This is a genomic window from Pseudomonas sp. P105 (assembly GCF_032614175.1).
In the GTDB taxonomy this organism is placed as follows: Bacteria; Pseudomonadota; Gammaproteobacteria; order Pseudomonadales; family Pseudomonadaceae; genus Aquipseudomonas; species Aquipseudomonas rhizophila.
This window is the reverse complement of record NZ_CP126693.1, coordinates 830831-855719: the sequence shown is the minus strand read 5'-3', so window position 1 is coordinate 855719 and position 24889 is coordinate 830831. Positions and strand designations below refer to the sequence as shown.

Below are 24889 nucleotides of genomic sequence, written 5' to 3'. Positions count from 1 at the left end.
CTCCTGTTGCGAAATTAAAAGAAGAGCACAGCCCCCATGTGGAGGCGAGGCAAACTGTTGCGACGCCATCGCGAGCAGGCTCGCTTCCACAAGGGGATCGGTGGTGTATGCAAATGTTGAGAGCACCCCAAAACAACTGTGGGAGCGGTGGCATATGCAAATCCCGAGGCCGCCCCAAAACAACTGTGGGAGCGAGCCTGCTCGCGATGGCGGTGGATCAGTCAACATCATCGTAACTGACCCGACGCCATCGCGAGCAGGCTCGCTCCCACAGGGTTACCTCATCAACCTGAAATCAGTTGATCAACAGCACTTGGGTCCCGCCTTGCCACCGTATCGGGCTTCCTGGCGTTCGCGGAAGAACGCCTCGTAGTCCATCAACGGTTTGTCCGGGTGTTTGCTTTGCATGTGCTCGACGTAGTTGTCGTAGTCGGGCATGCCGACCATCAGGCGGGCGGCCTGACCGAGGTATTTACCGAGGCGACTCAAGTCATTGAACATCGTTGCAATCCTCGATTCAGGCGTCCGGCACGGCCTGGAAGGGCGCTTCTTTATCCGTGCGTTCCTTGTGACCCCAGGCAGCGATGCCGACCTTGAGCGCGTAGAACAGGATGCTGAAGACCACCAGCAGGAACAACACCGTCAGCGTTGCGTTGGTGTAAGCGTTGTACACCACGTGCTGCATCTGCTCGATGCTCTTGGCCGGGGCCAGGATCTGGCCGGCGGCCAGGGCATCGTTGTATTTGCGCGCCAGGGCCAGGAAGCCGATCGCCGGGTTGGCGTCGAACAGCTTGATCAGGCCCGCCGTGGTGGTGCAGATCAGCAGCCAGACCGCCGGCAGCATGGTCACCCAGACGTAGCGCTGGCGCTTCATCTTGATCAGTACCACGGTGCCGAGCATCAGGGCGATACCGGCCAGCATCTGGTTGGAGATGCCGAACAGCGGCCACAAGGTGTTGATGCCGCCCAGCGGATCGATCACGCCCTGGTACAACAGGTAGCCCCACAGCGCCACACAGCCGGCGGTGGCGATCAGGTTGGCAACCCAGGATTCGGTCCGCTTGAGGGCCGGGACGAACGAGCCCAGCAGGTCCTGCAGCATGAAGCGCCCGGCACGGGTGCCGGCGTCTACCGCCGTGAGGATGAACAGCGCCTCGAACAGGATTGCGAAGTGGTACCAGAACGCCATGGTGTTCTCACCCGGCAACACCGAGTGCAGGATCTGCGCGATCCCCACCGCCAGCGTCGGCGCACCGCCGGCACGGGCCAGGATGGTGGTCTCGCCGATGTCATTGGCCACCGCCTGCAGCGCTTCGGGGGTGATTGCAAAGCCCCAGCTGCTGACAGTCTGCGCCACGCTCACCACATCACCGCCGACGATCGCCGCCGGGCTGTTCATGGCGAAGTACACACCCGGCTCGATCACCGAAGCGGCGACCATTGCCATGATGGCCACGAACGACTCCATCAGCATGCCGCCGTAACCGATGTAGCGGGCGTTGACTTCGTTATCGAGCATCTTCGGCGTGGTGCCCGAAGAGATCAGCGCGTGGAAACCCGAAACCGCGCCACAGGCGATGGTGATGAACAGGAACGGGAACAATCCGCCCTTCCACACCGGGCCCGTGCCGTCGGTGAACTGGGTCAGTGCCGGCATTTTCAGCTCGGGCATGGTGACCAGGATGCCGATCGCCAGGGCGACGATGGTGCCAATCTTCAAGAAGGTGGACAGGTAGTCGCGCGGCGCCAGGATCAGCCAGATCGGCAACACCGCGGCAACAAAACCGTAGCCGATCAGCATCCAGGTGATTTGCACACCGGTGAAGGTGAAGGCCTCGGCCCAGACCGGGTCTGCGGCCACTTGCCCGCCGAGCCAGATCGAACCCAGCAGCAACAGCACGCCGATGAGGGAGATTTCACCGATGCGGCCCGGGCGGATGTAACGCATGTAGATGCCCATGAACATCGCGATCGGGATGGTCGCCATCACCGTGAAGATCCCCCACGGGCTCTCGGCCAGGGCCTTGACCACGATCAGCGCCAGCACCGCGAGGATGATGATCATGATCAGGAAGCAGCCGAACAGCGCGATGGTGCCGGGAACGCGGCCCATCTCTTCGCGGACCATGTCGCCCAGGGAGCGACCGTTACGACGGGTGGACAGGAACAGGACCATGAAGTCCTGCACGGCACCGGCCAGCACCACCCCGGCGATCAGCCAGAGCGTACCGGGCAGGTAGCCCATCTGCGCCGCCAGTACCGGCCCGACCAGCGGCCCCGCACCGGCAATGGCCGCGAAGTGGTGGCCGAACAGGATGTGTTTGTTGGTCGGGACATAGTCCAGGCCATCGTTGTTGAGCACGGCGGGGGTGGCCCGGCGCGCATCGAGTTGCATCACGTTATTGGCGATGAACAGGCTGTAGTAGCGGTAGGCGACCAGGTAGATGGCCACAGCTGCGACGACGATCCAGAGGGCGTTGATCGCCTCTCCCCGACGCAATGCCACGACGCCCAGGGCGCTCGCTCCCAAGACGGCCAGCAGTAGCCAGGGTATGTGGCGCAGCAGGCTATTATTATTTGTCATTTTTATATTCCGGCCAGGGTGGACAAGAAAGACAGCCATCGGAGTTTAGCGCTAACGAGAACAAAGGCCACCCCCGACATTTGTCTGCCAGCAGCCCAACGGTGACGACGGCGCGCCAGTTGGGTCTATAGTCAATCAATCTTCAGAAAGGAATACGTAATGAGCGAACGCCGCCGCTTCGTACGAATCGAGTTCCATGCCCGAACCGAGCTGAGTCAGGGCAAGGACGAGGACAAACTGACTTGGCCGGTCGAACTGCTGGACCTGTCTCTCAAGGGCCTGCTGATCAAAAAGCCCGAGCCCTGGCTTGGCAATCCCGAGAAGACTTTCGTAGCCGACATTCACTTGAGCAACGACGTGGAAGTGCGGATGGAGGTCCGGTTAACCCACGACGACCATGGCCATCTGGGCTTTGTCTGCGAGCATATCGACCTGGACTCCATCGCCCATCTGCGCCGGCTGGTGGAGTTGAACCTCGCCGATCAGGCTGAGCTGGAGCGGGAGTTGGCGGCGTTGGTACAGATCTGAATAACCCTGCACCACACAGCAGGCCTCGGAGTTATTCGAACAACGCATCCAGCGCCTGTTCCAGGCGGGTCACGGCAATGATCTGCAACCCGGCAGGCGCTTCCTTCGGCGCGTTGCCCTTGGGCACGATGGCGCGTTTGAAACCGTGCTTGGCCGCCTCCTTGAGCCGCTCCTGTCCGCTGGGCACCGGCCGGACTTCCCCCGACAGCCCCACTTCACCGAACACCAGCAGATCATGGGGCAGCGGCCGATTGCGCAGGCTGGACATGACCGCCGCCATCAACGCCAGGTCAGACGCGGTTTCCAATACTTTGACGCCGCCCACCACGTTGAGGAAAACATCCTGATCGTGGGTAGGAATGCCACCGTGTCGATGCAGGACCGCCAGCAACATGGCGAGCCGATTCTGATCCAGCCCCAAGGTGACCCGACGCGGGTTCGCCAAATGGCTGTCATCCACCAGCGCCTGAACCTCCACCAGCATCGGTCGGGTGCCTTCCCAGGTCGCCATGACCACACTGCCCGGCACTTCTTCCTGGGCGCGCGTGAGAAAAATCGCCGAAGGATTCGAGACTTCTTTCAAGCCTCTGTCGGTCATGCCGAACACACCCAATTCATTGACGGCGCCAAAGCGATTCTTCACTGCCCGCAACAAACGCAGGCGACCGTCGGATTCGCCCTCGAAATACAACACGGTATCCACCATGTGCTCCAGCACCCGCGGGCCTGCCAGCGCGCCTTCCTTGGTGACGTGGCCCACCAGGAAAATCGCCGTACCGCTCTGCTTGGCATACCGCACCAGCAACGCCGCGCTTTCACGCACCTGTGACACGCCGCCCGGCGCCGATTGCAGTTGTTCGGTGAAAATCGTCTGGATCGAGTCGATCACCATGACCTTGGGTTTTTCCAGGCGGGCCGTGGCGATGATGGTTTCGATGCACGTCTCGGTCATGACCCGCAGTTGATCCTGGGGCAGCCCCAGACGCCGGGCGCGCATGGCGACTTGCTGCTGGGATTCCTCGCCAGTGACGTACAGCGCCGGCATGCGCGTGGCCAGGTTGCACAAGGTTTGCAACAGGATGGTGGACTTGCCGATGCCCGGGTCCCCGCCAATCAGCACGACCGAACCGTCCACCAGACCACCGCCCAATACGCGGTCCAGCTCGCCGGACGCGGTGGAAAACCGTGGAATTTCCTCGACGCTGACTTCGGCCAGGGTCTTGATTTGCGCCTGCTGACCGGCCCACCCCGTGCGACCGGTGGGGGCTGCGGCACCGCCACTCTCCACCATGGTTTCGGTCAAGGTGTTCCAGGCACCGCACTCACTGCACTGGCCGGCCCATTTGGGAAAGGTCGAGCCGCACTCGGTGCAGCCATACATGCGCTTTGCCTTGGCCATCTGAACTCCGGGATAAAAACCGCGATGATAGCCCACGCGGGGGTCAGCGCGGGGCCGGCATTCTGATTTCACCGTTGGCCAGGTTCGCCGCGGTATTGCCCAGCGGATCCTGGGCCTGCAGGTCCGCCCCTTTGGCCGCCAAGGCGTCGAGCAACTCGACGCGCTTGAACAGGCCGGCATACATCGCTGCGGTCTGTCCGGCGCCGTTGCGCTGGTCCGGGTTGCAATCGGTGGACAACAAACGGCGCGCGATCTGCACTTGGCCCTTGAAAATGGCGCCCATCAGCGCCGTGTTGCCCCGGTTGTCCTGGGTGCAGGCATCGGCGCCAGCGGCCAGCAGCCGCTCCACCGCCGCGCCATGGCCGTGGTAAGCGGCCAGGATCAGCGCGGTGTAGCCCTTTTCGTCCTGGGTGTTGAGCGAGTAACCAGCCTCGATAAAGGTCTCGAGCATCGGCACGTCGCCCCGCCGGGCGGCGTCGAAGTAATAAGTTTGCAACTGCTCTTGTACAACCACCGGATCGGTGGGCACGGGCTGATCGGCCCATACGCTCAACGACCCGATTGCGAGCATCGAAAACAGGAAGTTACGCAGCATGACGTCTCCTTGGCGCAAGGCTGTAGATGCAGGGCTGTGGGAGCATGGCTTGCCCGCAACGCAGACGACTCGGTCTGGCTTCAGACCGCAGCGCCTGCTTCGCGAGCAAGCTTTGCTCCCACGGGTTATGCACGTGCCAGGCTGTGGATCAGTCGCTGAGTTTTTCCGCCAGCGCCTTGACCCGGGTCAGATCGCCTTTGGCGACACGGGCTACACCGGTGCCGTATTCAGGATCAGCCTTGTAGAGGAACGACAGGATGATGTGCTTGCTCTCCTCATCGGTGGTCGCCAGCGATCCGCCGAAGCTTTCGATCAGGTCATTGCGCTCTTTCTGGTTGAACGAGCGGTACAGGTCACCGGCTTGCTTGAAGTTCTGCTCACGCTGGATCTTCGCCTGCTGGGTACTGCCAGTCAGCGCGGTCTGGCTGTAGCGTGCCGTTGGCTGTTCCTGGCGAGGCATCAGGCGGCTCGGCTGATAATTCACGCCGGTGCTGGTGGCGCCCGAATTCATCGCGCCGTCCTGGTTGCCATTGTTGACCGCCACCTTCGGCGCATTGATGGGCAACTGAAGCGCGTTGGGTCCCACTCGATACATTTGCGTATCGGCATAGGAGAACACCCGCCCCTGCAACAGTCGATCTTCCGACGGCTCGATGCCCGGAACAAGATTGGCCGGCGCCATCGCCACTTGCTCGGTTTCCTGGAAAACATTCGCCGGGTTACGGTTCAAAACCATTTGCCCGACTTTGCGTTCAGGCACACCCGGCCAGATTTTTGTCGCATCAAGAGGATCGAAATCAAACGTGGAAAGGTCCTGCGGGTTCAGCACCTGAACGTACAAGTCCCATTTCGGGAAGTCGCCCTTATTAATATGACTCACCAGATCGTTAGTCATATGGCTGTAATCTTGTCCTTGAACTTTCACAACTTCTTTCGGATCGAGATTTTTCAGGCCCTGCAAACTTTTCCAATGAAACTTTACGTAGTGAACTTCACCCTTTGCATTCACCAACTTGTAGGCATGCACACCGTTACCGTCCATTTCACGATAACTGGCCGGCGTGCCGGAATTGGAATACAACTCGGTCAGCGTGCGCGTTGCTTCGGGCACGTGAGAAAAGAAATCGAAACGGCGGGCGTCATCATCCAAGTTGGTCCGAGGGTCGGGTTTGAAAGCATGGACCATGTCTGGAAACTTGATGGCATCGCGAATGAAGAAGGTCGGGAAGTTGTTACCCACCAGATCCCAGTTACCCTCGGCCGTGTAGAACTTGGTGGCAAAGCCACGGGGGTCACGCAGGGTTTCCGGCGAATGGTTGCCATGCACTACAGCAGAAAAACGCACGAACACCGGCGTGGCCTGGCCAGCGGCGAAGACTTTGGCCTTGGTCAGATCACTGAGGTCGTCGGTGACTGTAAATGTGCCATGGGCACCGGTTCCTCGTGCATGCACCACGCGCTCGGGGATGCGCTCGCGGTCGAAGCGCTGGAGTTTCTGGATCAGTTGCACGTCTTGCAACAAGGTCGGCCCGTTAGGACCGGCTGTTTGCGAGTTCTGGTTGTCGCCCACGGCCGCACCGTTATCGCGGGTCAGGGTGGCCGCGTTGACGGACAAGGACAACAGGCTGGCGGTGAGCACAAAAAAAGCACGGCGAGGGGTAAAAGTCCCGCCGCCAAGGGAAATGTTCATAGGCGTTTCCTCTGATGTTATAGAGCGCATCCATGTGCGCCTTGCAGAGGCTAGTGCTCTAAAAAGAAAAACCTAAATAGAAATGCCGCACCGATCCGATAGAAAAATCCTTATAGGGAATCGGCTCGGGACCGCGTATCACGCGCGATTGATGGCACTTTGTAAACTTTTCCTCCTGTCCCGAGTCGATAACTGAAGCTTTGTAAGCAGGCGTTTCGAGCAGGACGCGTTTGGCTGATTTACACTGCCACCATCCACTTCATCTGTCACAAGGAACAACTCATGGGCGTGATTAACGAGTTCAAGGCCTTCGCGGTCAAAGGCAATGTCGTCGACATGGCCGTCGGGATCATTATCGGTGCTGCTTTCGGCAAAATCGTTTCGTCCTTCGTTGGCGACGTCATCATGCCTCCGATCGGCCTTTTGATTGGCGGGGTGGACTTCAGCGACCTGGCCATCACACTCAAGGCGGCACAAGGCGATGCGCCGGCGGTGGTATTGGCCTATGGCAAATTCATTCAAAGCACCATTGATTTCATCATTGTGGCGTTCGCCATTTTCATGGGCGTCAAGGCCATCAACCGTCTCAAGCGCGAAGAAGCCGTTGCTCCCAGCGCGCCACCGGTTCCGACCAAGGAAGAACTGTTGCTGAGCGAAATTCGCGACCTGCTCAAGGCCCAGAACGAGAGGCCCTGACTCACGCTTCGCCGCCTGTGGCGTGGGTTTTTATCTCCTCGCCACAGGCGCCTTTGCTACCAATAGTTTTCCACGGCCACCTGACCCGGCCGACGGCTGAGACTCAGTTGCAGGCCCCTGGCCTTGAGCAGCTTGCGCGTGTCATCGATCATCTGCGGATTGCCGCACAACATCACCCGCGAGTGTTCCGGCGTCAGCTCGATGTCAGCCGCCCTTTCCAACTCGCCATTTTCGATCAGTGTCGTGATTCGTCCGCTGAGCGCACCGGGATGCTGTTCACGGGTGACGGTCGCGATGAAACGAAACTTGTGAGCGTAGCCGGCCAGGTAGTCGCGCTGGCTCAACCCTTTGATCAGCTCCTGATATGCCAGCTCCCGTGCCTCGCGGACGCTGTACACCAGGACGATCGTCTCGAATTTTTCCCATGCTTCGAAATCCTGGAGAATCGAGAGGAACGGTGCGACGCCCGTTCCCGTGGACAGCAGCCACAAATCGCGCCCGTCAACGAAACGGTCAAGCGTCAGGTAACCAAAGGCCTGGCGATCAACCAGCAGGCTGTCGCCTGGCTGCAGCCGACTCAGTTCGCTGGTGAACTCGCCGTCCGGTACCACGATGGAAAAAAACTCGAGGAATTCATCGAACGGCGAAGACACCATGGAATATGCCCGCCAAACGATGGTGCCATCCGCTTTAGCGACCCCGAGCCGGGCGAACTGGCCCGCCCGAAAACGAAAACCGCGATCCCGTGTGGTACGCAACGTAAACAAATGAGGTGCCACTGGCTGCACATCGAGCAAGGTTTGACGGGTGAACTTCTCTGAGCTGTCGATCATGAGCCACTCCAACGAGACAAGACTTACAGTGTCCCGCAAAGTGAGCCCCTTCACCACTGACAACGAGTAGTGGCACTTTAGCTACTAACGTCTCTGTCGCCGAGCATATCCTCTACCAGACTTATACAAAACCATCCAAACTGTAAAATCATACTCAAAAAGTTTATTTCTTAAACATTTCAAACTGTAAGCAAACAAAAAAAAGCTCACTGCAATTTAAGAATAGTCCTACACTAAAAATTCGCATCATGGATTGGATCCGCATGGACGAACTCAACCCAGGAGAGAGCGATGGACAAGTGGAAGGACTTGCTGTTGAGGAAGTTATCCTGTGAAAAGGACTTACAGACGGCCTATCGTCTAGTCCTGAATTTCTTTAACAATCAGGGATTTGAATATTGTGCATTCTCAGCCTATCTCGGAAGCCCGGACAAGCATACCAACAAGGTAAACCTGAATAACTACCCTTATGGATGGGACAGACTATATGAACAGAACGGCTATGCATCGAACGACCCACTAGTAGCACATTGCAATCAATCACCGCTTCCAATCTTGTGGGATGAGACTGTTTTTGCTCAGGCCCCCAAGTTGTGGCGAGAACTTAATCGACAGGGACTCAAGTATGGCTGGACCCAGGCCGTTCATGATGAACAGGGGGCACACTGCAGCCTTTTCAGCCTGGCCCGGACTCATTGCCCCATCGATATCGACGAGCACTACGCAAATCTGGGCTATGCCATTTTCGCCAGTCAAAGATTGCATGCGCTGGCCAGCAAAAAACTGGCTGACGCTGCCGCGACTCCACAAAAATGTCATTTATCACCCAGAGAGATCGAAGTATTGAGGTGGTCGGCCGAAGGCAAGACGGCTTCGGAAGTGGGCAGAATCCTCTGCCTCTCCGAGCGCACCGTGAACTTCCATGTGTGCAGTTGCATGCGAAAGCTGAACGTCAACAACAAAATCTCAGCGGTAGCCAAGGCGGCCCACATCCATGTGATCTGAACCGTGCGGCGCACTTACCAACCTGAAAAAACCCGCGAGTAATGCCTGGAAAAAAAACGTACCATTTACGGCTCCACTTGAATGATGACGCGCCCAGTACGCGACGAAGTTCATTCAGGCGGTCCCGCTGAGACACCTGCCCCGGGGCAGCGGGACATTCGTTGATCTCCAGAGTCCCAGCCATGCCCTTGCTCGACAGTCCCTTCGCCCAACTTGACCTGATCCGCCAACCCGAACAGCAGAACGAGCCGCTGCAAGCCTTTGACGCAGCCGACGAATACCTGCTCGCGTATCTGGCCGAGCAACAGCCGCTCGCCGATACCCGGGTCCTGGTCCTCAATGACGGCTTTGGTGCCCTGGCGGCGAGCCTTGCCGGCAAGGTTGAAGTCATCAGCAGCAGCGACTCGTACCTGGCCTTGCAGGCGCTGGAGAAAAACCTGGTGCGCAACGGCCTGCCCTTTGATGCGGTGCCGACGTTGCCGGCCAGTGAACCGTTGACCGGACCTTTCGACCGCGTCCTGATCAAAGTGCCAAAAACCCTGGCCCTGCTGGAAGAACAGTTGATTCGCCTGCAAGGCCAATTGGCCCCCGGTGCCCAGGTGATTGCTGCTGCGATGGTCAAGCATCTGCCACGGGCCGCCGGTGACCTGCTGGAACGCTACGTTGGCCCGGTGCAGGCCTCGCTGGCAGTGAAAAAAGCTCGCTTGTTGATCGCCACGCCAGAAGCGCTCCAGCCAGAAACCCGAGTGCCGGCCGCATCCCCCTACCCCACGCGCTATTGGCTGGAAGAGCCGAAGATCGAATTGCTCAACCACGCCAACGTGTTCTGTCGCGAAGGCCTGGACATCGGCACCCGGGCATTTCTGCCGCATCTGCCAAAGAACCTGGGCACCGCCCGCGTCGCGGACCTGGGGTGCGGCAACGGTGTACTGGCAATCGCCAGCGCCCTGCAGAATCCCGAGGCCCACTACACCCTGGTGGATGAATCGTACATGGCCGTGCAGTCGGCCGCAGAGAACTGGCGCGCCGCCCTGGGCGAGCGTGAGGTGACCATACGAGCTGGGGACGGTCTGGCCGGGCAAGAGGCGCAGTCATTGGATGTAGTGCTGTGTAATCCGCCTTTCCACCAACAGCAGGTGGTGGGCGACTTCCTCGCCTGGCGGATGTTTCAGCAGGCGCGCGAAGCACTGGTGGTCGGCGGCGCGCTGTACATCGTCGGCAATCGGCACCTGGGCTACCACAGCAAACTGGCGCGGTTGTTCCGGGGGGTCGAACAAGTGGCCGCAACCCCGAAATTCATCATCCTCAAGGCCCGCAAATAATTTGACCCTGCCCGGGAGCGTCAGTGGGTGGTCAGCCCTGCGGCGTTCATGAACATCCGCATCAGGCTGGCGACGATAAACAGCGCCAGCACACTGCCGGCCCAGATCAGCGCCAGCCAGCCAAGTCGCTGCCAGAGCGGCTTCTTTTCAGCCGCTTCGATGTCTTTCAAATCAGGCTTGGCCATTTTCAATGCCTCGCTGGTCAATCAATGGTAGCCGTCGTCATGGGTCACCTTGCCTCGGAACACGTAGTAGCTCCAGAAGGTGTACACCAGGATCAAAGGAATGATGAACAGCGTCCCGACCAGCATGAACCCCTGGCTCTGTGGCGGTGACGCCGCGTCCCAGATGGAGATGGATGGCGGCACGATGTTCGGCCACAAGCTGATGCCCAGACCGCTGTAACCGAGGAAGATCAGCGCCAGCGTCAGAATGAACGGCGTGTAGTTGGCGTTGCGGGCAACGGCGCGAAACAACCCGTACATGGTCACCAGCACCAGGATCGGCACCGGCAGGAACCAGAATAGATTCGGCAGGGTAAACCAGCGCGCCGCGATATCGGCGTGAGCCAGCGGAGTCCAGATACTGACGATACCGATCACCGCCAGCACCCCGAACGCCAGCGGCCTGGCCAGGTTATGCATCTGCTCCTGCAATTTGCCTTCGGTTTTCATGATCAGCCAAGTGCAGCCGAGCAAGGCGTAGGCGACGATCAAGGCCAGGCCACAGAAGACGGTGAACGGTGTGAACCAGTCCAGGGAGCCGCCGGCGAACTGGCGATCGACCACTTCGAATCCATCAATGAACGCCCCCAACGCCACCCCCTGGAAGAAGGTGGCCGTCAGGGAACCGCCGATGAACGCCTTGTCCCACAGATGGCGCTTGTGAGCCTTGGCCTTGAAGCGAAACTCAAAGGCCACGCCGCGGAAAATCAGCCCGATGAGCATCAGGATCAGCGGCAGGTACAGCGCCGAAAGCACCACCGAATAAGCCAGCGGAAACGCCCCGAACAGGCCCGCGCCGCCTAGCACCAGCCAGGTTTCGTTACCGTCCCAGACCGGCGCTACGGTGTTCATCATCACGTCACGATCACGCTCGGCCTTGATGAAGGGGAAAAGAATGCCGATCCCCAAGTCAAAGCCATCCATGATCACGTACATCATGATGCCGAAGATGATGACCACGGCCCAGATCAGCGGAAGATCAATACCCATGACTCAATTCCCCTTGTGCGAGCTGTCGTTATGGTCCACTTCGTCGTCGCCATCATCGGCGGCCGACAATGGACGGGCCGGGGTACGTTTCTGACCCGGGCCACCGTCGGCCGGCTCATCTTCATGGGCTTCCGGCCCTTTGCGCACCAGGCGCATCATGTAGCTCAGCCCCGCACCGAACAGCGCGAAATACACCACGACGAACAGCACAAGCGTGATGCTCATCTGCGCAAAGCTGTGGCCGGAGGAAGCATCGGCCGTGCGCATCAGGCCGTAGACCACCCAGGGCTGGCGACCGATTTCGGTGGTGAACCAGCCTGCCAGGATCGCGATCAGGCCGGACGGCCCCATCCACAAGACCATGTGAAGGAACGGTCGAGACTGGTAGAGCCGGTCGTTGCGGCGCAACCAGAGACTGCACAGACCGGTGAAAATCATCAGCAGCCCCAGGCCCACCATGATCCGGAACGACCAGAACACAATGGTCGAATTCGGTCGGTCTTCAGGCGGAAACTCCTTGAGGGCCGGCACCTGCTTGTCCAGGCTATGGGTCAGGATCAGGCTGCCCAGGTAGGGGATTTCCACGGCGAACCGGGTCTTTTCCGCCTGCATGTCCGGCCAGCCAAACAGGATCAGCGGGGTAGGCTCATTGCCGACGTTTTCCCAGTGACCTTCGATGGCCGCGATCTTGGCCGGTTGATGCTTGAGGGTGTTGAGGCCATGGAAGTCACCAATGACGGCCTGGATCGGCGCCACCAGCAACGCCATCCACATCGCCATCGAGAGCATGCGGCGAATGGCCGGGGTATCCCGACCGCGCAACAAGTGCCAGGCCGCCGACGAACCGACGAAAAACGCCGTGGCGACAAACGCTGCCGTGGACATGTGCAACAGCCGATAGGGGAACGAGGGGTTGAACACCACCGCCAGCCAGTCCACCGGGATGACCCGGCCATCGATGATTTCGTAGCCCTGGGGAGTCTGCATCCAGCTGTTGGAGGACAGGATCCAGAACGTCGAGATCAGCGTGCCGATCGCTACCATGACTGTGGAAAAGAAATGCAGACCGCGCCCGACGCGGTTCCAACCGAACAGCATCACCCCCAGGAACCCGGCTTCGAGGAAGAACGCCGTGAGCACCTCGTAAGTCAGCAGCGGCCCGGTGACCGCACCGGCGAAGTCAGAGAAACGACTCCAGTTGGTGCCGAACTGATAGGCCATGACCAAACCGGATACCACCCCCATGCCGAAGTTGACGGCAAAGATCTTCGACCAGAAGTGGTACAGGTCGCGGTAGGTGTCGTCGCGGGTCTTGAGCCACAAGCCCTCGAGTACCGCCAGGTAACTCGCCAGGCCGATGGTGATGGCCGGGAACAGGATATGGAACGAGATGGTGAACGCGAACTGGATTCGGGCGAGATCGAGCGCCTCCAAACCGAACATAAGTCTTCCTCTGTCAGGTAAAACCGGCTGCGGGCGGGGCTTGCATCGCAACCTCCAGGGATATGGAGTGCGATGCTTTTCAAATCGTTCTTTTTTTAAACCGTCACAACGCAGGAACGTGGCCGGATGGCCGCCAGCCCAAGGCCCCGGAGGGTATTGACCTGGATCAAGCAATGCTCAAAGAGTAGTCGCATTATGGCCGCCGGACGGCGTGGTCTTTTGTCGCGTGACAGGTTGTCTCAGTGCTGCAATCCTGCTCTAAGCCAAGATTTCTTGAATCTTGAGGAGTGCACTGTTGTGGTGAGGGGATTTATCCCCGATCGAGTGCGCAGCGCTCGCAAAAGCTTGGGGCCGCTTCGCACCCCAGCGGGGATAAATCCCCTCGCCACAAAAAAAGCGTGCTATGTGAAAAGTAGATGCTTGGCTAACTATTTTTCCAGCAACCGCAACCTCCAGTTACAACTCGGTGATAATCTCGATGCCCTCATCACCGGACCCGTCATAGATGCCCAGCCAAGCGCCATTGCTGCTCCGCCATCACCGCCCCTTCATCGCCTTCTGGCTGGCCCGGATTTTCACCGCCAGTGGCTTCCAGATGCTCACCGTGGCCATCGGCTGGAACCTCTATCAACTGACCGGCAACGTATTGGACCTGGGTCTTGTAGGGTTGGTGGAGTTTGCTCCGCGTGTGCTGTTCATGCTGCACACCGGGCATGTGGCCGATCGCTATGATCGCCGCAAGGTCGCGGCGATCTGCCAGTCGTTGCAGGCGATGATTGCCCTGGCGCTGGTCATCGGCAGCGCCACCGATAACGTCACCCGGGAGATGATCTTCATCCTCGCCTTCCTGCTGGGCGCCGCCCGCTCCTTTGAGATGCCGACCACCCAAGCGCTGCTGCCGAGCATCGTGCCGGCCGCGCTGTTTCCCCGCGCCGTGGCCGCCGCGCAGTCGGCCCAGCAGTCCGCGACCATCGTCGCCCCGGCACTGGGCGGTCTGCTCTATGCCTTCGGCAGCGTCTGGGTCTATGGGCCGACCGTGTTGCTCTACGTCATCGCCTGCTGCCTGATGCTCAACCTGCCCGCCCGCCAGACGCCGCTGAACAAAGGCAAGGCAACCATGGATTCGTTGCTGGCCGGGATTCGCTTCATCCGCAGCCGCCCGGACATTCTCGGGGCGATTTCCCTGGACCTGTTCGCGGTACTGCTGGGCGGCGCGACCGCGCTGTTGCCGGTGTTCGCCAAGGATATTCTGCTTACCGGTCCTTGGGGCCTGGGCCTGCTGCGCTCGGCTCCGGCGGTAGGGGCCTTGCTGATGTCGCTATGGCTCGCGCGGTTTGCCGTGGAGCGCAAGGTCGGTCGGGTGATGTTCACCGCCGTGGGCGTGTTCGGCGTCGCCACCATTGCCTTCGGCCTCTCCACTTCGTTCTGGTTTTCCCTGGCGGTGCTGGTGGTGCTAGGCGCGGCGGACATGATCAGCATGGTGATCCGCGCCTCCTTCGTGCAGTTGGAAACGCCGGACGAAATGCGCGGCCGGGTCAGCGCCGTGAACGGGCTGTTCATCGGTGCCTCGAACCAGTTGGGCGAGTTCGAGTCCGGCCTGACCGCCCACTGGTTCGGCACCGTGCCGGCGGTGGTCATGGGCGGTGTCGGCACACTGCTGGTGACCGGGGTCTGGATCAAACTGTTCCCGACCCTGGCCAACCGTGACCGGATGCACGAACCGGTGGACGCTGCGAAAACCTAAAGCAATTTATCCAGCGTGATGGGAAAGTCCCGGACCCGTTTGGCGGTGGCGTGATAAATCGCATTGGCCACGGCCGCCGCCACACCAACGATGCCAATCTCACCGACGCCCTTGGAGCCGAGGGCATTGACGATCTCGTCGTGCTCGTCGACAAAAACCACGTCAATGTCCCCGATGTCGGCGTTCACCGGCACATGGTATTCCGCCAAGCTGTGATTCATGTGCCGGCCAAACGCATGGTCAGTCAAGGTTTCTTCGTGCAAGGCCATGCCGACGCCCCAGACCACGCCGCCGAGGATCTGGCTGCGCGCGGTTTTCGGGTTGATCACCCGTCCGGCGGCGATGGCGCTGACCACCCGATTGACCTTCACCGTGCCCAAGTCCTCATCCACCAGCACTTCGACAAACACCGCCGAATGCGTGGCCGTAGCGTAGGCTTGGCGTTTTTCCTCCGGCTCGGCAGTAACCTGAACCTGCAAGGGCGTCTCGCCGCTTTTTTGCGCCAACTCTGCCAACGAGACACAGGCCTCGCCCAACCGTAGCTGACCGTCGGCAAACGTCACTTGCTCAAGGGTCGCGCCAGCAAAGGCCGGACAGCTCTGCCGCGCCACAGCCAGGAGTTTTTCCTTCAGGGCTTCACAGGCCTGCTGCACAGCGGTGCCCACCGACGAGACGGTGAACGAGCCGCCCTGCAGCGGCGCAGTCGGCAGCGACGAATCACCGAGGACAAAGGTGACGTTTTCCAGGGAAACCCCTGACGCTTGGGCGGCGATCTGGGTCATGACTGTGTAGGTGCCAGTACCGATGTCAGTGGTGGCACTGCTGACGGTCAACTGACCGTTGGCATCCAGCGAGGCCCGAGCGCTGGCCTTCTGCTGCATGGCCTCCCACACACCGCCCGCCATGCCCCAACCGACCAACTGCCGACCTTCACGCATGCTGCGCGGTTCCGGGTTGCGCTTGTCCCAGCCAAAACGACGGGCACCTTGGGCATAGCACTCACGCAACTCCTTGCTGGAATATGGCTTGTCTTCGTTCTCGTTACGCTCGGCATAGTTGAGCAACCGCAGTTGAACCGGATCGATCGCCAGGGCACAGGCCAGTTCATCCATGGCGCACTCCAGGCCGATCAGTCCCAAGGCAGCGCCGGGGGCGCGCATGTCCAGCGGCGTATAGACGTCCAACGGCACCAGTTTGTAGGTCAATTCAACGTTGTCGCAGTGATAGAGCATGCCGCTCCACTCCACCACATGCTCGGTGAAATCTTCAAAGCGCGAGGTCTGGCCGATGGCGGTATGCGCCACCGCCAACAGTCGCCCGTTGGCCGCGGCCCCCAGTTGCAGGCGCTGAAAGGTCCGTGGTCGATAGCCAAAGGTAAACATCTGCTGGCGCGTCAGACTGACCCGCACCGAGCGTTTGAGCGTCAGCGCTGCCATCACCGCCAGGGGCAGTTGGTACTGTGGCCGCAGCCCGGAACCGAAGGCGCCGCCCACATAGGCGGCAAACACTCGCACCTGCTCTTTCTCAAGCCCGAAGACCTTTTGCACATAGGCTTGGCAGTTTTGCGTGCCTTGGGTCTTGTCGTGGATGTGCAGGCTGCCGTCAGGCTGATACAGCACGGTGGAGGCATGAGGCTCCATCGGGTTGTGGTGTTCGATCGGTGTGCTGTAGGACACGTCCACACTGAGGGCCGAACTGGCGTACTCGCCCTGAAAATTCCCACGGGGCTTGGGCAATTCTGCCGGTGCCGGATGGGCTTCGTTTTGCAGGATTGCCAGATCGGTCTGATGGTCCTGGGCTTCATATTCGATTTCAATAAGCGAACCGGCGTAGCGGGCCAGCTCGAGGTTTTCAGCGACCACCAAGGCCAACGGCTGGCCGCTGTAGAGTACCTGATCGTTGTACAGCGGTCGGAACGGCGAACCCTCTGCCGCATCGGCGTCCTCGTAAGGCTCGTCGTAGCTGGCGATCCTGGGGCGGTTGGTGTGGTCGATCACCGTGACCACCCCGGGCAACGCCAACGCTCGGGTGGCATCGATGCGCAGCACGCGGCCACGGGCGATGCTGCTGGAGACGACGCTGCCGTGCAGCAAACCGTCCTCGGGGTATTCGCCGGCATATCGGGCCTGGCCGGTGACCTTGAGCAGGCCATCGACCCGGTCAAGTGGTTGCCCTATGGATTTGCTCGAAGCATTCATCAGGCTTGTCCTCCCACCAGTGCGGCATCGCTCAAAGCGCGGACCACCGCCCGGCGCGCCAGTCTGACCTTGAAGCCGTTATGTTCCAGCGGCTCGGCGTTTTGCAACAGCGCGTCAGCGGCAGCAGTGAAGGTTTCGCGGCTGACGGTCTGGCCGGTCAGCCAGCTCTCCACGGCCCGGTCGCGCCAGGGTTTGTGGGCCACGCCGCCGAGGGCCAGGCGCGCCTGGCGGATCACCGGCCCGTCCAGCTCGAGCGCCGCCGCTACCGAAACCAGCGCAAAGGCGTAGGAGGCCCGGTCCCGAATTTTCAAGTAATGGCTGTGTTCAGCGAAACCGGCGACAGGCAACTCAATGGCGGTGATCAGTTCATCATCGGCCAGTTGGTTGTCCCGTTCCGGGGCATCGCCGGGCAGACGGTGAAAGTCAGCGAACTCGATGGTCCGTGCCCCGCCCCGACCGATAACATGCACCACGGCCTCCAAGGCAGCCAGTGCCACGCACATGTCGGAAGGGTGCGTGGCGACACATTGATCACTGGCGCCGAATATCGCGTGCATACGGTTCAAGCCGTCCCGAGCCGGACAGCCGCTGCCTGGCCGTCGCTTGTTGCACGGCACGTTGGCGTCATAGAAGTAATAACAGCGGGTGCGTTGCAGGAGGTTACCGCCGGTGCTGGCCATGTTGCGCAACTGCGGCGAGGCGCCCGCCAGGATTGCCTGGGAAAGCAGCGGATAGCGGCGCTGGATCCAGGGATGCCAAGCCAGATCGGCATTGCTCACCAACGCGCCGATCATCACCCCGCCGGAAGGGGTTTCGCTGAGGTCCGCCAGGGGCAGCCCGGTAATGTCGATCAGGTGCTCCGGGCGGGTGAGGTTTTCTTTCATCAGGTCCAGCAGGTTGGTACCACCGGCAATGAAGCGTGAAACCGGGCTCGACAAGTCGACGGCGGCCTGCACAGTGTCGGGCTTGCTGTATTGGAAAGGGTTCATTGATCACCTCCCTGCTGACAGAGCGGCAATGCCTCTTCGATAGCGTCACGAATGTTGTTGTAGGCGCCGCACCGGCAGAGATTGCCGCTCATCAGTTCGCTGATCTGCGCCCCAGTCTGTGCCCGGCCTTCATTGGCCAATCCCACCGCGGAACAGATCTGCCCAGGCGTGCAGTAACCGCACTGGAAGGCGTCGTGCTTGATGAAAGCCTGCTGCATGGGATGCAACTGATCACCGTTGGCCAACCCCTCGATGGTGGTCAGCTCAGCGCCATCGCACATCACCGCCAGGGTCAGGCAGGCGTTGATCCGCTTGCCATCGCGCAGCACCGTACAGGCACCACATTGACCGTGGTCGCAGCCTTTCTTGCTGCCCACCAGATCCAGTTGCTCACGCAGCAGGTCCAGCAGCGTGGTCCAGGGCAGCACGTGCAGTTCGCGCGCCTGACCATTGAGCGTCAGGCGGATCGGATGGCGGAAGAAGGACGCCGGTGTCGCTTCGGACAGGGTCGCGCTCATAAACACCTCACGGTTGGTCGTACACTCGCGGCGTTTTCGCAAACCGCCGTCATAAGGGGTACGACTTCGGGGTGGGGTGAGCGTTCAAGGCAATTTCGACGCGCCGAAAAAGCCTTGGCCATCGCAGGACACACAGATTTGCCTGGCATGTGCGGTATATATGTAACGCACCGAGTGTAATGTATCGCCTTACACTCGATTCCATGATTAAATCCTTCCGACACAAAGGCCTCAGGATCTTCTATGAAACGGGTTCGACCCGTGGAATCCGGGCTGACCATGGAAACCGCCTGGCTCGCATGCTCCAGTTCATGGACCGGGCGCAGTCGCCTGCCGACTTGGATATCCCCGGATGGCGACTGCATCCACTCAGAGGTGAGCTGGTTGAATACTGGTCGCTGAGTGTTTCGGGAAACTGGCGGATTATTTTTCGTTTTAGCGGATCGGATATCGAACTGGTCGATTATCTGGACTACCACTGACAGGAGGCTGGAACATGCCCATGCACAATCCGCCACACCCTGGCGAAACGCTACTGATGGATGTGTTGCCCGAACTGGGCATCACAGTCACCGAGCTGGCGCGGCATTTGGGCTTCGCCCGACCGCATCTCTCTCGGGTATTGCACGGCCATGCCCCCGTCAGCCCCGATCTGGCGGTGCGCCTGGAACGGGCCGGGATCGGCAAGGCCAGGGTCTGGCTGGGTGTTCAGACGGACTATGATCTGTGGCAAGCCGAGCAGCGTGAACAACCTTTGATCGAACGCTTACCTCACCACGCCTGATGCCTGTCAGGCCAGCAACTCCGCCGCCACCACGCCCCTCACGCCCTTGCCACAGAGCTGTTCCACCAGCGTCAAGGCAAACGCCAGTGCGGCAGCCGAGCCTTGGGCGGTGATGCAGTTGCCGTCCACCACCACCGGCTGATCGACAAAATTGCAACCGGACAGTTGCTGGCTCACGGCGGGCAGGCAGGTCATGCGGCGCTGGCGCAGTACGCCGAACGCCTGCAAGACAAGGGCCGGGGCTTCGGCGATGGCGGCGAAGAAACGTCCAGTGGCGGCCTGGTCCTTGATCAGTTGTCGCAGTGGCTGATGGGCCGCCAGGTGTTGGGCGCCGATGATGCCGCCGGGCAGGACGATCAGATCAAAGTCCTGTGCCAACAAGTCCACCAGCATACCGTCGGCGGTCAGGCGCGTGCCGCGGGCACAGGTGAGCATCCGCCGCCCTTCGATACTTGCCACCACCACTTCGACCTGAGCGCGACGCAGCACGTCGATCAGCGTAACGGTCTGCAAGTCGTCGACACCCTCGGCGACGGCTATCAGGGCTCGGGGGATCTTGGTTCCAGGCATCATCGGTGTTCTCCGCTGGGTGGTTTATGAAGCCTAGTCAGGTTTGCCGGGCCGCGTGCGGCTTGTCAGGCTGGAAGGTCATTTGATGTACAGCTGGGTCGACATCCGGTTGCCTGGTGCGTTGATCGACTGGTTGCTGAAGCTGAAGGTGCCTTCCTGCTTGCCCTTCAGATCGAAGACATACAAATAGCCAACCGTTTTGCTCCGCACGGAACAATCATTCAGGTTGCCATTGCTGAACGCACAGACCGGCGAGCGGGTGCCATCGACTTCAAAGCCGTCCAGCGTGACGTGAGGCTGACGGCCATACCCCACCTCCAGCACATAGACCTTGATACTCGGGCCGCTGTGATTGCAACGGGTCTGTTCTTGCCCTTGGGCGATGTCCTCGAAGCCGCAGGCGGGCGACTCGACCTTGAGCACCTTGACCTCGCTCAGGGGCGGCGCCGAAGCGGCATTGACGGCCTGCCCGGGTAACCCCAGGCCCAGCGCACACCCCCATGCGACCAATAGGTGTTTTTTCGTACGATGCATAAAGACCTCCCGGAACCGCGCGCAGTATGGCCGACTTGGCGCTTGGGCAAAACATCGACGACGATCGCAGCCACAGCGCCACGCTGCTGGTATGATGCGCGGCTTTTTCCGACCCACAGAAAATTCCCGAGCGCCCCTGGCGGTCTGTGCTTTGCTGTTGAGGTCGATACATTCACGGCGCCCGGCGCGCCACGGGGAGCAGACATGCTGGAAAGGCTGTTTCAACTCAAGGCACACAACACCAACGTGCGGACCGAGATTCTGGCGGGCGTCACCACCTTCCTGGCCATGGCCTACATTCTGTTCGTCAACCCGAGCATCCTCGGCGAAACCGGCATGGACAAAGGTGCGTTGTTCGTCGCCACCTGCCTGGCGGCGGCCATCGGCTCCACCACCATGGGCCTGATCGCCAACTACCCGATCGCCCTCGCGCCGGGCATGGGCCTGAATGCGTTTTTCACCTACACCGTGGTCCTGCACATGGGCCATACCTGGCAGGTGGCGCTGGGTGCGGTGTTCATTTCCGCCGTGTTGTTCTTCCTGCTGTCGATCTTTCGTATCCGCGAGTGGATCATCAACAGCATCCCGCTGCCCCTGCGCTCGGCCATCGCCGCCGGTATCGGCCTGTTCCTGGCGCTGATCGCCCTGAATAACGCCGGCATCGTGGTGAAAAACCCGGCAACCATGGTCGGCCTCGGTGATTTGAAACAACCCGCGCCGATCCTCGCTACCCTCGGCTTCGTCCTGATCGTCGCCCTCGAAGCGCTGAAAGTGCGCGGTGCCGTGCTCATCGGTATCCTGGCGGTCACCGTCGTTTCGATCCTGATGGGCTTCACCCCGTTCGGCGGCGTGATGTCGATGCCGCCGTCCCTGGCGCCGACCTTCCTGCAACTGGACATCAAGGGCGCCCTGGACATCGGTCTGGTGAGCGTGATTTTCGCCTTCCTGTTCGTCGACCTGTTCGACAATTCCGGCACCCTGATCGGCGTCGCCAAGCGCGCCGGACTGATGGGCAAGGACGGCCACATGCCGAAGATGGGTCGGGCACTGATCGCCGACAGCACCGCCGCCATGGCCGGTTCGCTGCTGGGTACCTCCACCACCACCAGCTACATCGAGTCGGCGGCGGGCGTCAGCGCCGGCGGCCGCACCGGCCTGACCGCCATCGTCGTGGCGATCCTGTTTCTGCTGGCGTTGTTCTTTTCGCCACTGGCCTCCAGTGTCCCGGCCTTCGCCACCGCACCGGCGCTGTTGTTCGTCGCCGTGCTGATGACCTCAGGCCTGGCGGAAATCGACTGGGACGACATCACCGTGGCCGCTCCCGTGGTGATTACCGCGCTGGCGATGCCGTTCACCTATTCCATCGCCAACGGCATTGCCTTCGGCTTCATCGCCTGGACCGCCATCAAACTGGTGTCTGGCCGTGGCCGTGAGCTGAACCCGGCGCTGGTCATCCTGTCGATTCTGTTCGTGATCAAGTTGGGTTGGTTCAACGCATGACTTTTGATTCCCAGGCCTACGCCACTCAGCTCCAGGACAAGGTCAGCCGCTTGCGTGACCTGCTGGCCCCGTTCGATGCGCCGGAGCCAGCGGTGTTCGATTCACCGCTGGAGCACTTCCGCCTGCGGGCCGAATTCCGCCTGTGGCGCGAGGCCGGCGAACGGCATTACGCGATGTTCTCCCAGGACGACAAGCGCACGCCGATCCTCATCGAGCAGTTTCCCATCGCCAGCCTGCGCATCAACCAGTTGATGCCGCAACTCAAGGCGGCCTGGCAAGCCAGCGCGCCGCTGAGTCACAAGCTGTTCCAGGTGGAGTTCCTGACCACCCTGGCCGGCGATGCGATGATCACCCTGTGTTACCACCGCCCGCTGGATGAGCACTGGCACGCAGCGGCCACGAAACTGGCGAGCGACCTCGGTGTGAGCATCATCGGTCGCTCCAAAGGCAAACGGGAAGTGATCGGCCATGATTACGTGGTGGAGAAACTCGACGTCGGTGGCCGCACTTTCAGCTATCGCCAACCTGAAGGCGCCTTCACCCAGCCCAACGGCACCGTGAACCAGAAGATGCTCAACTGGGCCTACGAGGCCTTGGGCGATCGCAGCGACGATCTGCTGGAGTTGTACTGCGGCAACGGCAACTTCACCCTGCCTTTGGCCACCCGCGTGCGCAAAGTGCTGGCGACCGAAATCAGCAAGACGTCGGTGAACGCCGCGCTGAGCAACCTCAGCGAAAACGCTGTGGATAACGTGACCCTGGTGCGCCTGTCCGCTGAAGAACTGACCGAAGCCCTGAACGAAGTCCGCCCGTTCCGTCGCTTGCACGGCATCGACCTCAAGAGCTACGCATTCGGCAGTGTCTTCGTCGACCCGCCCCGCGCCGGCATGGACCCGGACACCTGCGAACTGACCCGGCGTTTCGAGAACATCCTCTACATCTCGTGCAACCCGGAAACCCTCGCCGCCAACATCGCGCAACTGCACGACACCCACCGCATCACGCGCTGCGCGATGTTCGATCAATTCCCCTGGACCCATCACATGGAATCCGGGGTGTTGTTGACGCGGCGCTAAACGCTGCGGGGCTGGACAGGGCAAAGCTATGTGGGAGCAAGGCTTGCCCGCGATACAGGCAATGCGGTCGTTCAGAATTTGAGCCGCCTGTATCGCGGGCAAGCCTTGCTCCCACAGATAAATCCCCTCGCCACCATTGCCCTCCCTCACCTCCCGACCAAGATCATGTTCGATCATCGAACACTTATTGCCCGATGCCATCGGCTTTGTTTGACCAAATTAACCATCTAGTACAATTTATCTCCACCGGCTGAAATCCGCCGACATCAACAATAAAAATTGTGGAGAAATTGCGATGCCTCCGATCGTTCTGGTGCTCAACGGCCCGAACCTGAACCTGCTCGGCACCCGCGAGCCGGCGACTTATGGCCACGAAACCCTGGCGGACATCTCCGCACTGTGCGGCCGCGCCGCTGAAGAATTCGGCCTGGCGGTGGAGTTTCGCCAGACCAATCAGGAAGGCGAATTGCTCGACTGGGTGCATGGCGCCCGCGGTCGGTGTGCCGGCATCGTCATCAACCCGGCAGCCTGGACCCACACCTCGGTAGCGATCCGTGATGCGCTGGTCGCCAGCGAAGTCCCGGTGATCGAGGTGCACCTGTCCAACGTTCACGCCCGCGAAACGTTCCGTCATCACTCCTTTGTTTCATCGGTCGCCATCGGTGTGATGTGCGGGTTTGGCAGCCATGGTTATCGCCTGGCGCTGGAGCATTTCAGTCAGCGGTTGAAGGGTTGATGAGCATGTCGAATATCACCGTGCTTGCCGGCCTGATTGGTGCGGGCATCCAGGCGTCGCGCACCCCTGCGCTCCATGAGCGCGAGGGCGATGCCCAGGGCATGCGTTACCTCTATCGACTGATCGACCTGGACGCCCTGGAACTCGACAGCGGCGCCCTGCCCGATTTGCTCAAGGCCGCCGAGCGCATGAACTTCACCGGCCTGAACATCACCTTTCCCTGCAAACAGGCGATCATCCCGTTGCTCGACGAGCTGTCGCCCGAGGCCAGGGGCATTGGCGCGGTGAATACCGTGGTGTTCAAGGAGGGCAAACGCATCGGCCACAACACCGACTGCCTGGGGTTCGCAGAAGGGTTTCGCCGCGGCCTGGGTGAAGTGGCTCGCAAGCACGTGGTCCAGATGGGTGCCGGCGGCGCAGGCGCGGCGGTGGCCCACGCGCTGTTGGCAGAAGGCATACAGACGCTGAGCATTTTTGATGTTGAAGTCAGCCGTGCCGAAGCACTGGCAAACAACCTGAATCAACACTTCGGTCCTGGCCGCGCCCGGGCCGGACATGATTTGCCTACGGCGATGGCCGAGGCGGACGGCCTGGTGAATACCACGCCCATGGGCATGGCGAAACTGCCGGGCATGCCGGTGCCGGTGGAGCTGCTGCGGGGCCAATTGTGGGTCGCGGAAATTGTCTACTTCCCCCTGGAAACCGAACTGCTGCGCAACGCCCGCGCTCTGGGTTGCCGCACGCTGGATGGCGGCAACATGGCCGTGTTCCAGGCGGTGAAGGCGTTCGAGCTGTTCAGCGGCGTAGCGCCGGATGCGCAGCGGATGCTGGAGCATTTCCAGAGCATGAATCACTGAAACCACCCTTGTGGGAGCGAGCCTGCTCGCGATAGCGGTGAATCAGTCAGTGTTGATGTGACTGACATACCGCT

At 60.6% G+C, this 24889-nt stretch carries 25 protein-coding genes; 11 read left to right on the top strand and 14 right to left on the bottom strand.

From position 1 onward, the window contains the following. Positions 1–303: 303 nt before the first annotated feature. Together QOM08_RS03680 and QOM08_RS03675 are read right to left on the bottom strand one after the other, a co-directional pair. On the bottom strand, positions 304–501 hold the full coding sequence (locus tag QOM08_RS03680) for a YbdD/YjiX family protein (RefSeq protein ID WP_047230563.1): 198 nt from the start codon (positions 499–501) through the stop codon (positions 304–306). A gap of 16 nt (positions 502–517) precedes the next feature. After that, positions 518–2584 carry a carbon starvation CstA family protein gene (locus QOM08_RS03675; RefSeq protein ID WP_076386404.1) on the bottom strand — a complete coding sequence of 689 codons (2067 nt, stop codon included), beginning with the start codon at positions 2582–2584 and terminating at the stop codon, positions 518–520. 159 nt (positions 2585–2743) lie between these two features. On the opposite strand from QOM08_RS03675, the gene QOM08_RS03670 reads away from it, so the two are divergent. Continuing rightward, on the top strand, positions 2744–3112 hold the full coding sequence (locus tag QOM08_RS03670; protein WP_076386406.1) for a PilZ domain-containing protein: 369 nt from the start codon (positions 2744–2746) through the stop codon (positions 3110–3112). Between the two features lie 31 nt (positions 3113–3143). Here the strand turns inward: QOM08_RS03670 and radA are convergent, their stop codons facing one another. The 3 genes from radA to katB form a co-directional block, all read right to left on the bottom strand. Further along, positions 3144–4511 carry a DNA repair protein RadA gene (gene radA / locus QOM08_RS03665; protein ID WP_030140305.1) on the bottom strand — a complete coding sequence of 456 codons (1368 nt, stop codon included), beginning with the start codon at positions 4509–4511 and terminating at the stop codon, positions 3144–3146. 43 nt (positions 4512–4554) lie between these two features. Next, positions 4555–5106: an ankyrin repeat domain-containing protein gene (locus tag QOM08_RS03660; RefSeq protein WP_410479124.1), complete on the bottom strand. Its 552-nt coding sequence runs from the start codon at positions 5104–5106 to the stop codon at positions 4555–4557. A 148-nt stretch (positions 5107–5254) separates the two neighbouring features. After that, positions 5255–6796, bottom strand: a complete 1542-nt coding sequence (gene katB / locus QOM08_RS03655; RefSeq protein WP_047229581.1) for a catalase KatB — start codon at positions 6794–6796, stop codon at positions 5255–5257. 282 nt (positions 6797–7078) lie between these two features. On the opposite strand from katB, the gene mscL reads away from it, so the two are divergent. After that, a complete protein-coding gene (gene mscL / locus QOM08_RS03650; protein ID WP_047229580.1) occupies positions 7079–7492 on the top strand; it encodes a large-conductance mechanosensitive channel protein MscL in 414 nt (137 codons plus the stop codon). 56 nt (positions 7493–7548) lie between these two features. Here mscL and QOM08_RS03645 read toward each other — a convergent pair whose 3' ends face one another. Next, positions 7549–8325, bottom strand: a complete 777-nt coding sequence (locus QOM08_RS03645) for a ferredoxin--NADP reductase (protein ID WP_047229579.1) — start codon at positions 8323–8325, stop codon at positions 7549–7551. Between the two features lie 291 nt (positions 8326–8616). Between QOM08_RS03645 and QOM08_RS03640 the strand changes: the two genes are divergently transcribed. After that, a complete protein-coding gene (locus QOM08_RS03640; RefSeq protein ID WP_047229578.1) occupies positions 8617–9330 on the top strand; it encodes an autoinducer binding domain-containing protein in 714 nt (237 codons plus the stop codon). Positions 9331–9512: 182 nt separating this feature from the next. Further along, positions 9513–10652 carry a class I SAM-dependent methyltransferase gene (locus QOM08_RS03635; protein WP_316912578.1) on the top strand — a complete coding sequence of 380 codons (1140 nt, stop codon included), beginning with the start codon at positions 9513–9515 and terminating at the stop codon, positions 10650–10652. Positions 10653–10672: 20 nt separating this feature from the next. Here the strand turns inward: QOM08_RS03635 and QOM08_RS03630 are convergent, their stop codons facing one another. Genes QOM08_RS03630 through QOM08_RS03620 form a run of 3 tightly spaced genes read right to left on the bottom strand, consistent with a single transcriptional unit; the run spans position 10673 to position 13309 of the window. Continuing rightward, positions 10673–10837: a DUF2474 domain-containing protein gene (locus QOM08_RS03630; RefSeq protein WP_076386412.1), complete on the bottom strand. Its 165-nt coding sequence runs from the start codon at positions 10835–10837 to the stop codon at positions 10673–10675. A 21-nt stretch (positions 10838–10858) separates the two neighbouring features. After that, positions 10859–11866, bottom strand: a complete 1008-nt coding sequence (gene cydB, locus QOM08_RS03625; protein ID WP_047229576.1) for a cytochrome d ubiquinol oxidase subunit II — start codon at positions 11864–11866, stop codon at positions 10859–10861. 3 nt (positions 11867–11869) lie between these two features. After that, positions 11870–13309 (bottom strand): cytochrome ubiquinol oxidase subunit I, encoded by a 1440-nt coding sequence (locus QOM08_RS03620; RefSeq protein WP_047229575.1) that lies wholly within the window; start codon positions 13307–13309, stop codon positions 11870–11872. A 505-nt stretch (positions 13310–13814) separates the two neighbouring features. Between QOM08_RS03620 and QOM08_RS03615 the strand changes: the two genes are divergently transcribed. Continuing rightward, positions 13815–15053: an MFS transporter gene (locus QOM08_RS03615; protein ID WP_047229574.1), complete on the top strand. Its 1239-nt coding sequence runs from the start codon at positions 13815–13817 to the stop codon at positions 15051–15053. Here the strand turns inward: QOM08_RS03615 and QOM08_RS03610 are convergent. Genes QOM08_RS03610 through QOM08_RS03600 form a run of 3 tightly spaced genes read right to left on the bottom strand, consistent with a single transcriptional unit; the run spans position 15050 to position 18758 of the window. Then, entirely contained in the window at positions 15050–17251 is a 2202-nt protein-coding gene (locus QOM08_RS03610; RefSeq protein WP_316912577.1) for a xanthine dehydrogenase family protein molybdopterin-binding subunit, read from the bottom strand. The genes QOM08_RS03615 and QOM08_RS03610 overlap by 4 nt on opposite strands. Continuing rightward, on the bottom strand, positions 17251–18240 hold the full coding sequence (locus QOM08_RS03605) for a xanthine dehydrogenase family protein subunit M (protein ID WP_316912576.1): 990 nt from the start codon (positions 18238–18240) through the stop codon (positions 17251–17253). Before QOM08_RS03605 ends, QOM08_RS03610 begins: the two co-directional genes overlap by 1 nt. Then, positions 18237–18758: a (2Fe-2S)-binding protein gene (locus QOM08_RS03600; protein WP_316912575.1), complete on the bottom strand. Its 522-nt coding sequence runs from the start codon at positions 18756–18758 to the stop codon at positions 18237–18239. Before QOM08_RS03600 ends, QOM08_RS03605 begins: the two co-directional genes overlap by 4 nt. 203 nt (positions 18759–18961) lie before the next feature. Between QOM08_RS03600 and QOM08_RS03595 the strand changes: the two genes are divergently transcribed. Beyond that, complete coding sequence (locus QOM08_RS03595) at positions 18962–19240, top strand: type II toxin-antitoxin system RelE/ParE family toxin (RefSeq protein ID WP_160892569.1); 279 nt, start codon at positions 18962–18964, stop codon at positions 19238–19240. A gap of 14 nt (positions 19241–19254) precedes the next feature. Beyond that, on the top strand, positions 19255–19542 hold the full coding sequence (locus QOM08_RS03590) for a HigA family addiction module antitoxin (protein ID WP_139051201.1): 288 nt from the start codon (positions 19255–19257) through the stop codon (positions 19540–19542). Between the two features lie 6 nt (positions 19543–19548). Here QOM08_RS03590 and QOM08_RS03585 read toward each other — a convergent pair whose 3' ends face one another. Together QOM08_RS03585 and QOM08_RS03580 are read right to left on the bottom strand one after the other, a co-directional pair. After that, positions 19549–20115: a DJ-1 family glyoxalase III gene (locus QOM08_RS03585; protein ID WP_316912574.1), complete on the bottom strand. Its 567-nt coding sequence runs from the start codon at positions 20113–20115 to the stop codon at positions 19549–19551. A gap of 75 nt (positions 20116–20190) precedes the next feature. Beyond that, positions 20191–20646, bottom strand: a complete 456-nt coding sequence (locus QOM08_RS03580; protein WP_316912573.1) for a DUF4879 domain-containing protein — start codon at positions 20644–20646, stop codon at positions 20191–20193. 204 nt (positions 20647–20850) lie between these two features. On the opposite strand from QOM08_RS03580, the gene QOM08_RS03575 reads away from it, so the two are divergent. The 4 genes from QOM08_RS03575 to QOM08_RS03560 all read left to right on the top strand — a co-directional run bounded on the left by QOM08_RS03575 (position 20851) and on the right by QOM08_RS03560 (position 24815). After that, a complete protein-coding gene (locus tag QOM08_RS03575; RefSeq protein ID WP_047229568.1) occupies positions 20851–22146 on the top strand; it encodes an NCS2 family permease in 1296 nt (431 codons plus the stop codon). Further along, positions 22143–23222, top strand: a complete 1080-nt coding sequence (trmA, locus tag QOM08_RS03570; RefSeq protein ID WP_160892567.1) for a tRNA (uridine(54)-C5)-methyltransferase TrmA — start codon at positions 22143–22145, stop codon at positions 23220–23222. The genes QOM08_RS03575 and trmA overlap by 4 nt, the downstream gene beginning before the upstream one ends. Positions 23223–23517: 295 nt before the next feature. Further along, positions 23518–23958: a type II 3-dehydroquinate dehydratase gene (gene aroQ / locus QOM08_RS03565; protein WP_014340320.1), complete on the top strand. Its 441-nt coding sequence runs from the start codon at positions 23518–23520 to the stop codon at positions 23956–23958. Positions 23959–23963: 5 nt separating this feature from the next. After that, the gene (locus tag QOM08_RS03560) at positions 23964–24815 is read left to right on the top strand and encodes a shikimate dehydrogenase (RefSeq protein ID WP_409936834.1); all 852 of its coding nucleotides are present in this window, start codon (positions 23964–23966) and stop codon (positions 24813–24815) included. Positions 24816–24889: the final 74 nt, after the last annotated feature.

Excerpts from the sequence above, each read along its gene's own strand:
- QOM08_RS03680 (WP_047230563.1), bottom strand. The coding sequence starts at position 501 with ATGTTCAATGACTTGAGTCGCCTCGGTAAATACCTCGGTCAGGCCGCC.
- QOM08_RS03675 (WP_076386404.1), bottom strand. The coding sequence starts at position 2,584 with ATGACAAATAATAATAGCCTGCTGCGCCACATACCCTGGCTACTGCTG.
- QOM08_RS03670 (WP_076386406.1), top strand. The coding sequence starts at position 2,744 with ATGAGCGAACGCCGCCGCTTCGTACGAATCGAGTTCCATGCCCGAACC.
- radA (WP_030140305.1), bottom strand. The coding sequence starts at position 4,511 with ATGGCCAAGGCAAAGCGCATGTATGGCTGCACCGAGTGCGGCTCGACC.
- QOM08_RS03660 (WP_410479124.1), bottom strand. The coding sequence starts at position 5,106 with ATGCTGCGTAACTTCCTGTTTTCGATGCTCGCAATCGGGTCGTTGAGC.
- katB (WP_047229581.1), bottom strand. The coding sequence starts at position 6,796 with ATGAACATTTCCCTTGGCGGCGGGACTTTTACCCCTCGCCGTGCTTTT.
- mscL (WP_047229580.1), top strand. The coding sequence starts at position 7,079 with ATGGGCGTGATTAACGAGTTCAAGGCCTTCGCGGTCAAAGGCAATGTC.
- QOM08_RS03645 (WP_047229579.1), bottom strand. The coding sequence starts at position 8,325 with ATGATCGACAGCTCAGAGAAGTTCACCCGTCAAACCTTGCTCGATGTG.
- QOM08_RS03640 (WP_047229578.1), top strand. The coding sequence starts at position 8,617 with ATGGACAAGTGGAAGGACTTGCTGTTGAGGAAGTTATCCTGTGAAAAG.
- QOM08_RS03635 (WP_316912578.1), top strand. The coding sequence starts at position 9,513 with ATGCCCTTGCTCGACAGTCCCTTCGCCCAACTTGACCTGATCCGCCAA.
- QOM08_RS03630 (WP_076386412.1), bottom strand. The coding sequence starts at position 10,837 with ATGGCCAAGCCTGATTTGAAAGACATCGAAGCGGCTGAAAAGAAGCCG.
- cydB (WP_047229576.1), bottom strand. The coding sequence starts at position 11,866 with ATGGGTATTGATCTTCCGCTGATCTGGGCCGTGGTCATCATCTTCGGC.
- QOM08_RS03620 (WP_047229575.1), bottom strand. The coding sequence starts at position 13,309 with ATGTTCGGTTTGGAGGCGCTCGATCTCGCCCGAATCCAGTTCGCGTTC.
- QOM08_RS03615 (WP_047229574.1), top strand. The coding sequence starts at position 13,815 with ATGCCCAGCCAAGCGCCATTGCTGCTCCGCCATCACCGCCCCTTCATC.
- QOM08_RS03610 (WP_316912577.1), bottom strand. The coding sequence starts at position 17,251 with ATGAATGCTTCGAGCAAATCCATAGGGCAACCACTTGACCGGGTCGAT.
- QOM08_RS03605 (WP_316912576.1), bottom strand. The coding sequence starts at position 18,240 with ATGAACCCTTTCCAATACAGCAAGCCCGACACTGTGCAGGCCGCCGTC.
- QOM08_RS03600 (WP_316912575.1), bottom strand. The coding sequence starts at position 18,758 with ATGAGCGCGACCCTGTCCGAAGCGACACCGGCGTCCTTCTTCCGCCAT.
- QOM08_RS03595 (WP_160892569.1), top strand. The coding sequence starts at position 18,962 with ATGATTAAATCCTTCCGACACAAAGGCCTCAGGATCTTCTATGAAACG.
- QOM08_RS03590 (WP_139051201.1), top strand. The coding sequence starts at position 19,255 with ATGCCCATGCACAATCCGCCACACCCTGGCGAAACGCTACTGATGGAT.
- QOM08_RS03585 (WP_316912574.1), bottom strand. The coding sequence starts at position 20,115 with ATGATGCCTGGAACCAAGATCCCCCGAGCCCTGATAGCCGTCGCCGAG.
- QOM08_RS03580 (WP_316912573.1), bottom strand. The coding sequence starts at position 20,646 with ATGCATCGTACGAAAAAACACCTATTGGTCGCATGGGGGTGTGCGCTG.
- QOM08_RS03575 (WP_047229568.1), top strand. The coding sequence starts at position 20,851 with ATGCTGGAAAGGCTGTTTCAACTCAAGGCACACAACACCAACGTGCGG.
- trmA (WP_160892567.1), top strand. The coding sequence starts at position 22,143 with ATGACTTTTGATTCCCAGGCCTACGCCACTCAGCTCCAGGACAAGGTC.
- aroQ (WP_014340320.1), top strand. The coding sequence starts at position 23,518 with ATGCCTCCGATCGTTCTGGTGCTCAACGGCCCGAACCTGAACCTGCTC.
- QOM08_RS03560 (WP_409936834.1), top strand. The coding sequence starts at position 23,964 with ATGTCGAATATCACCGTGCTTGCCGGCCTGATTGGTGCGGGCATCCAG.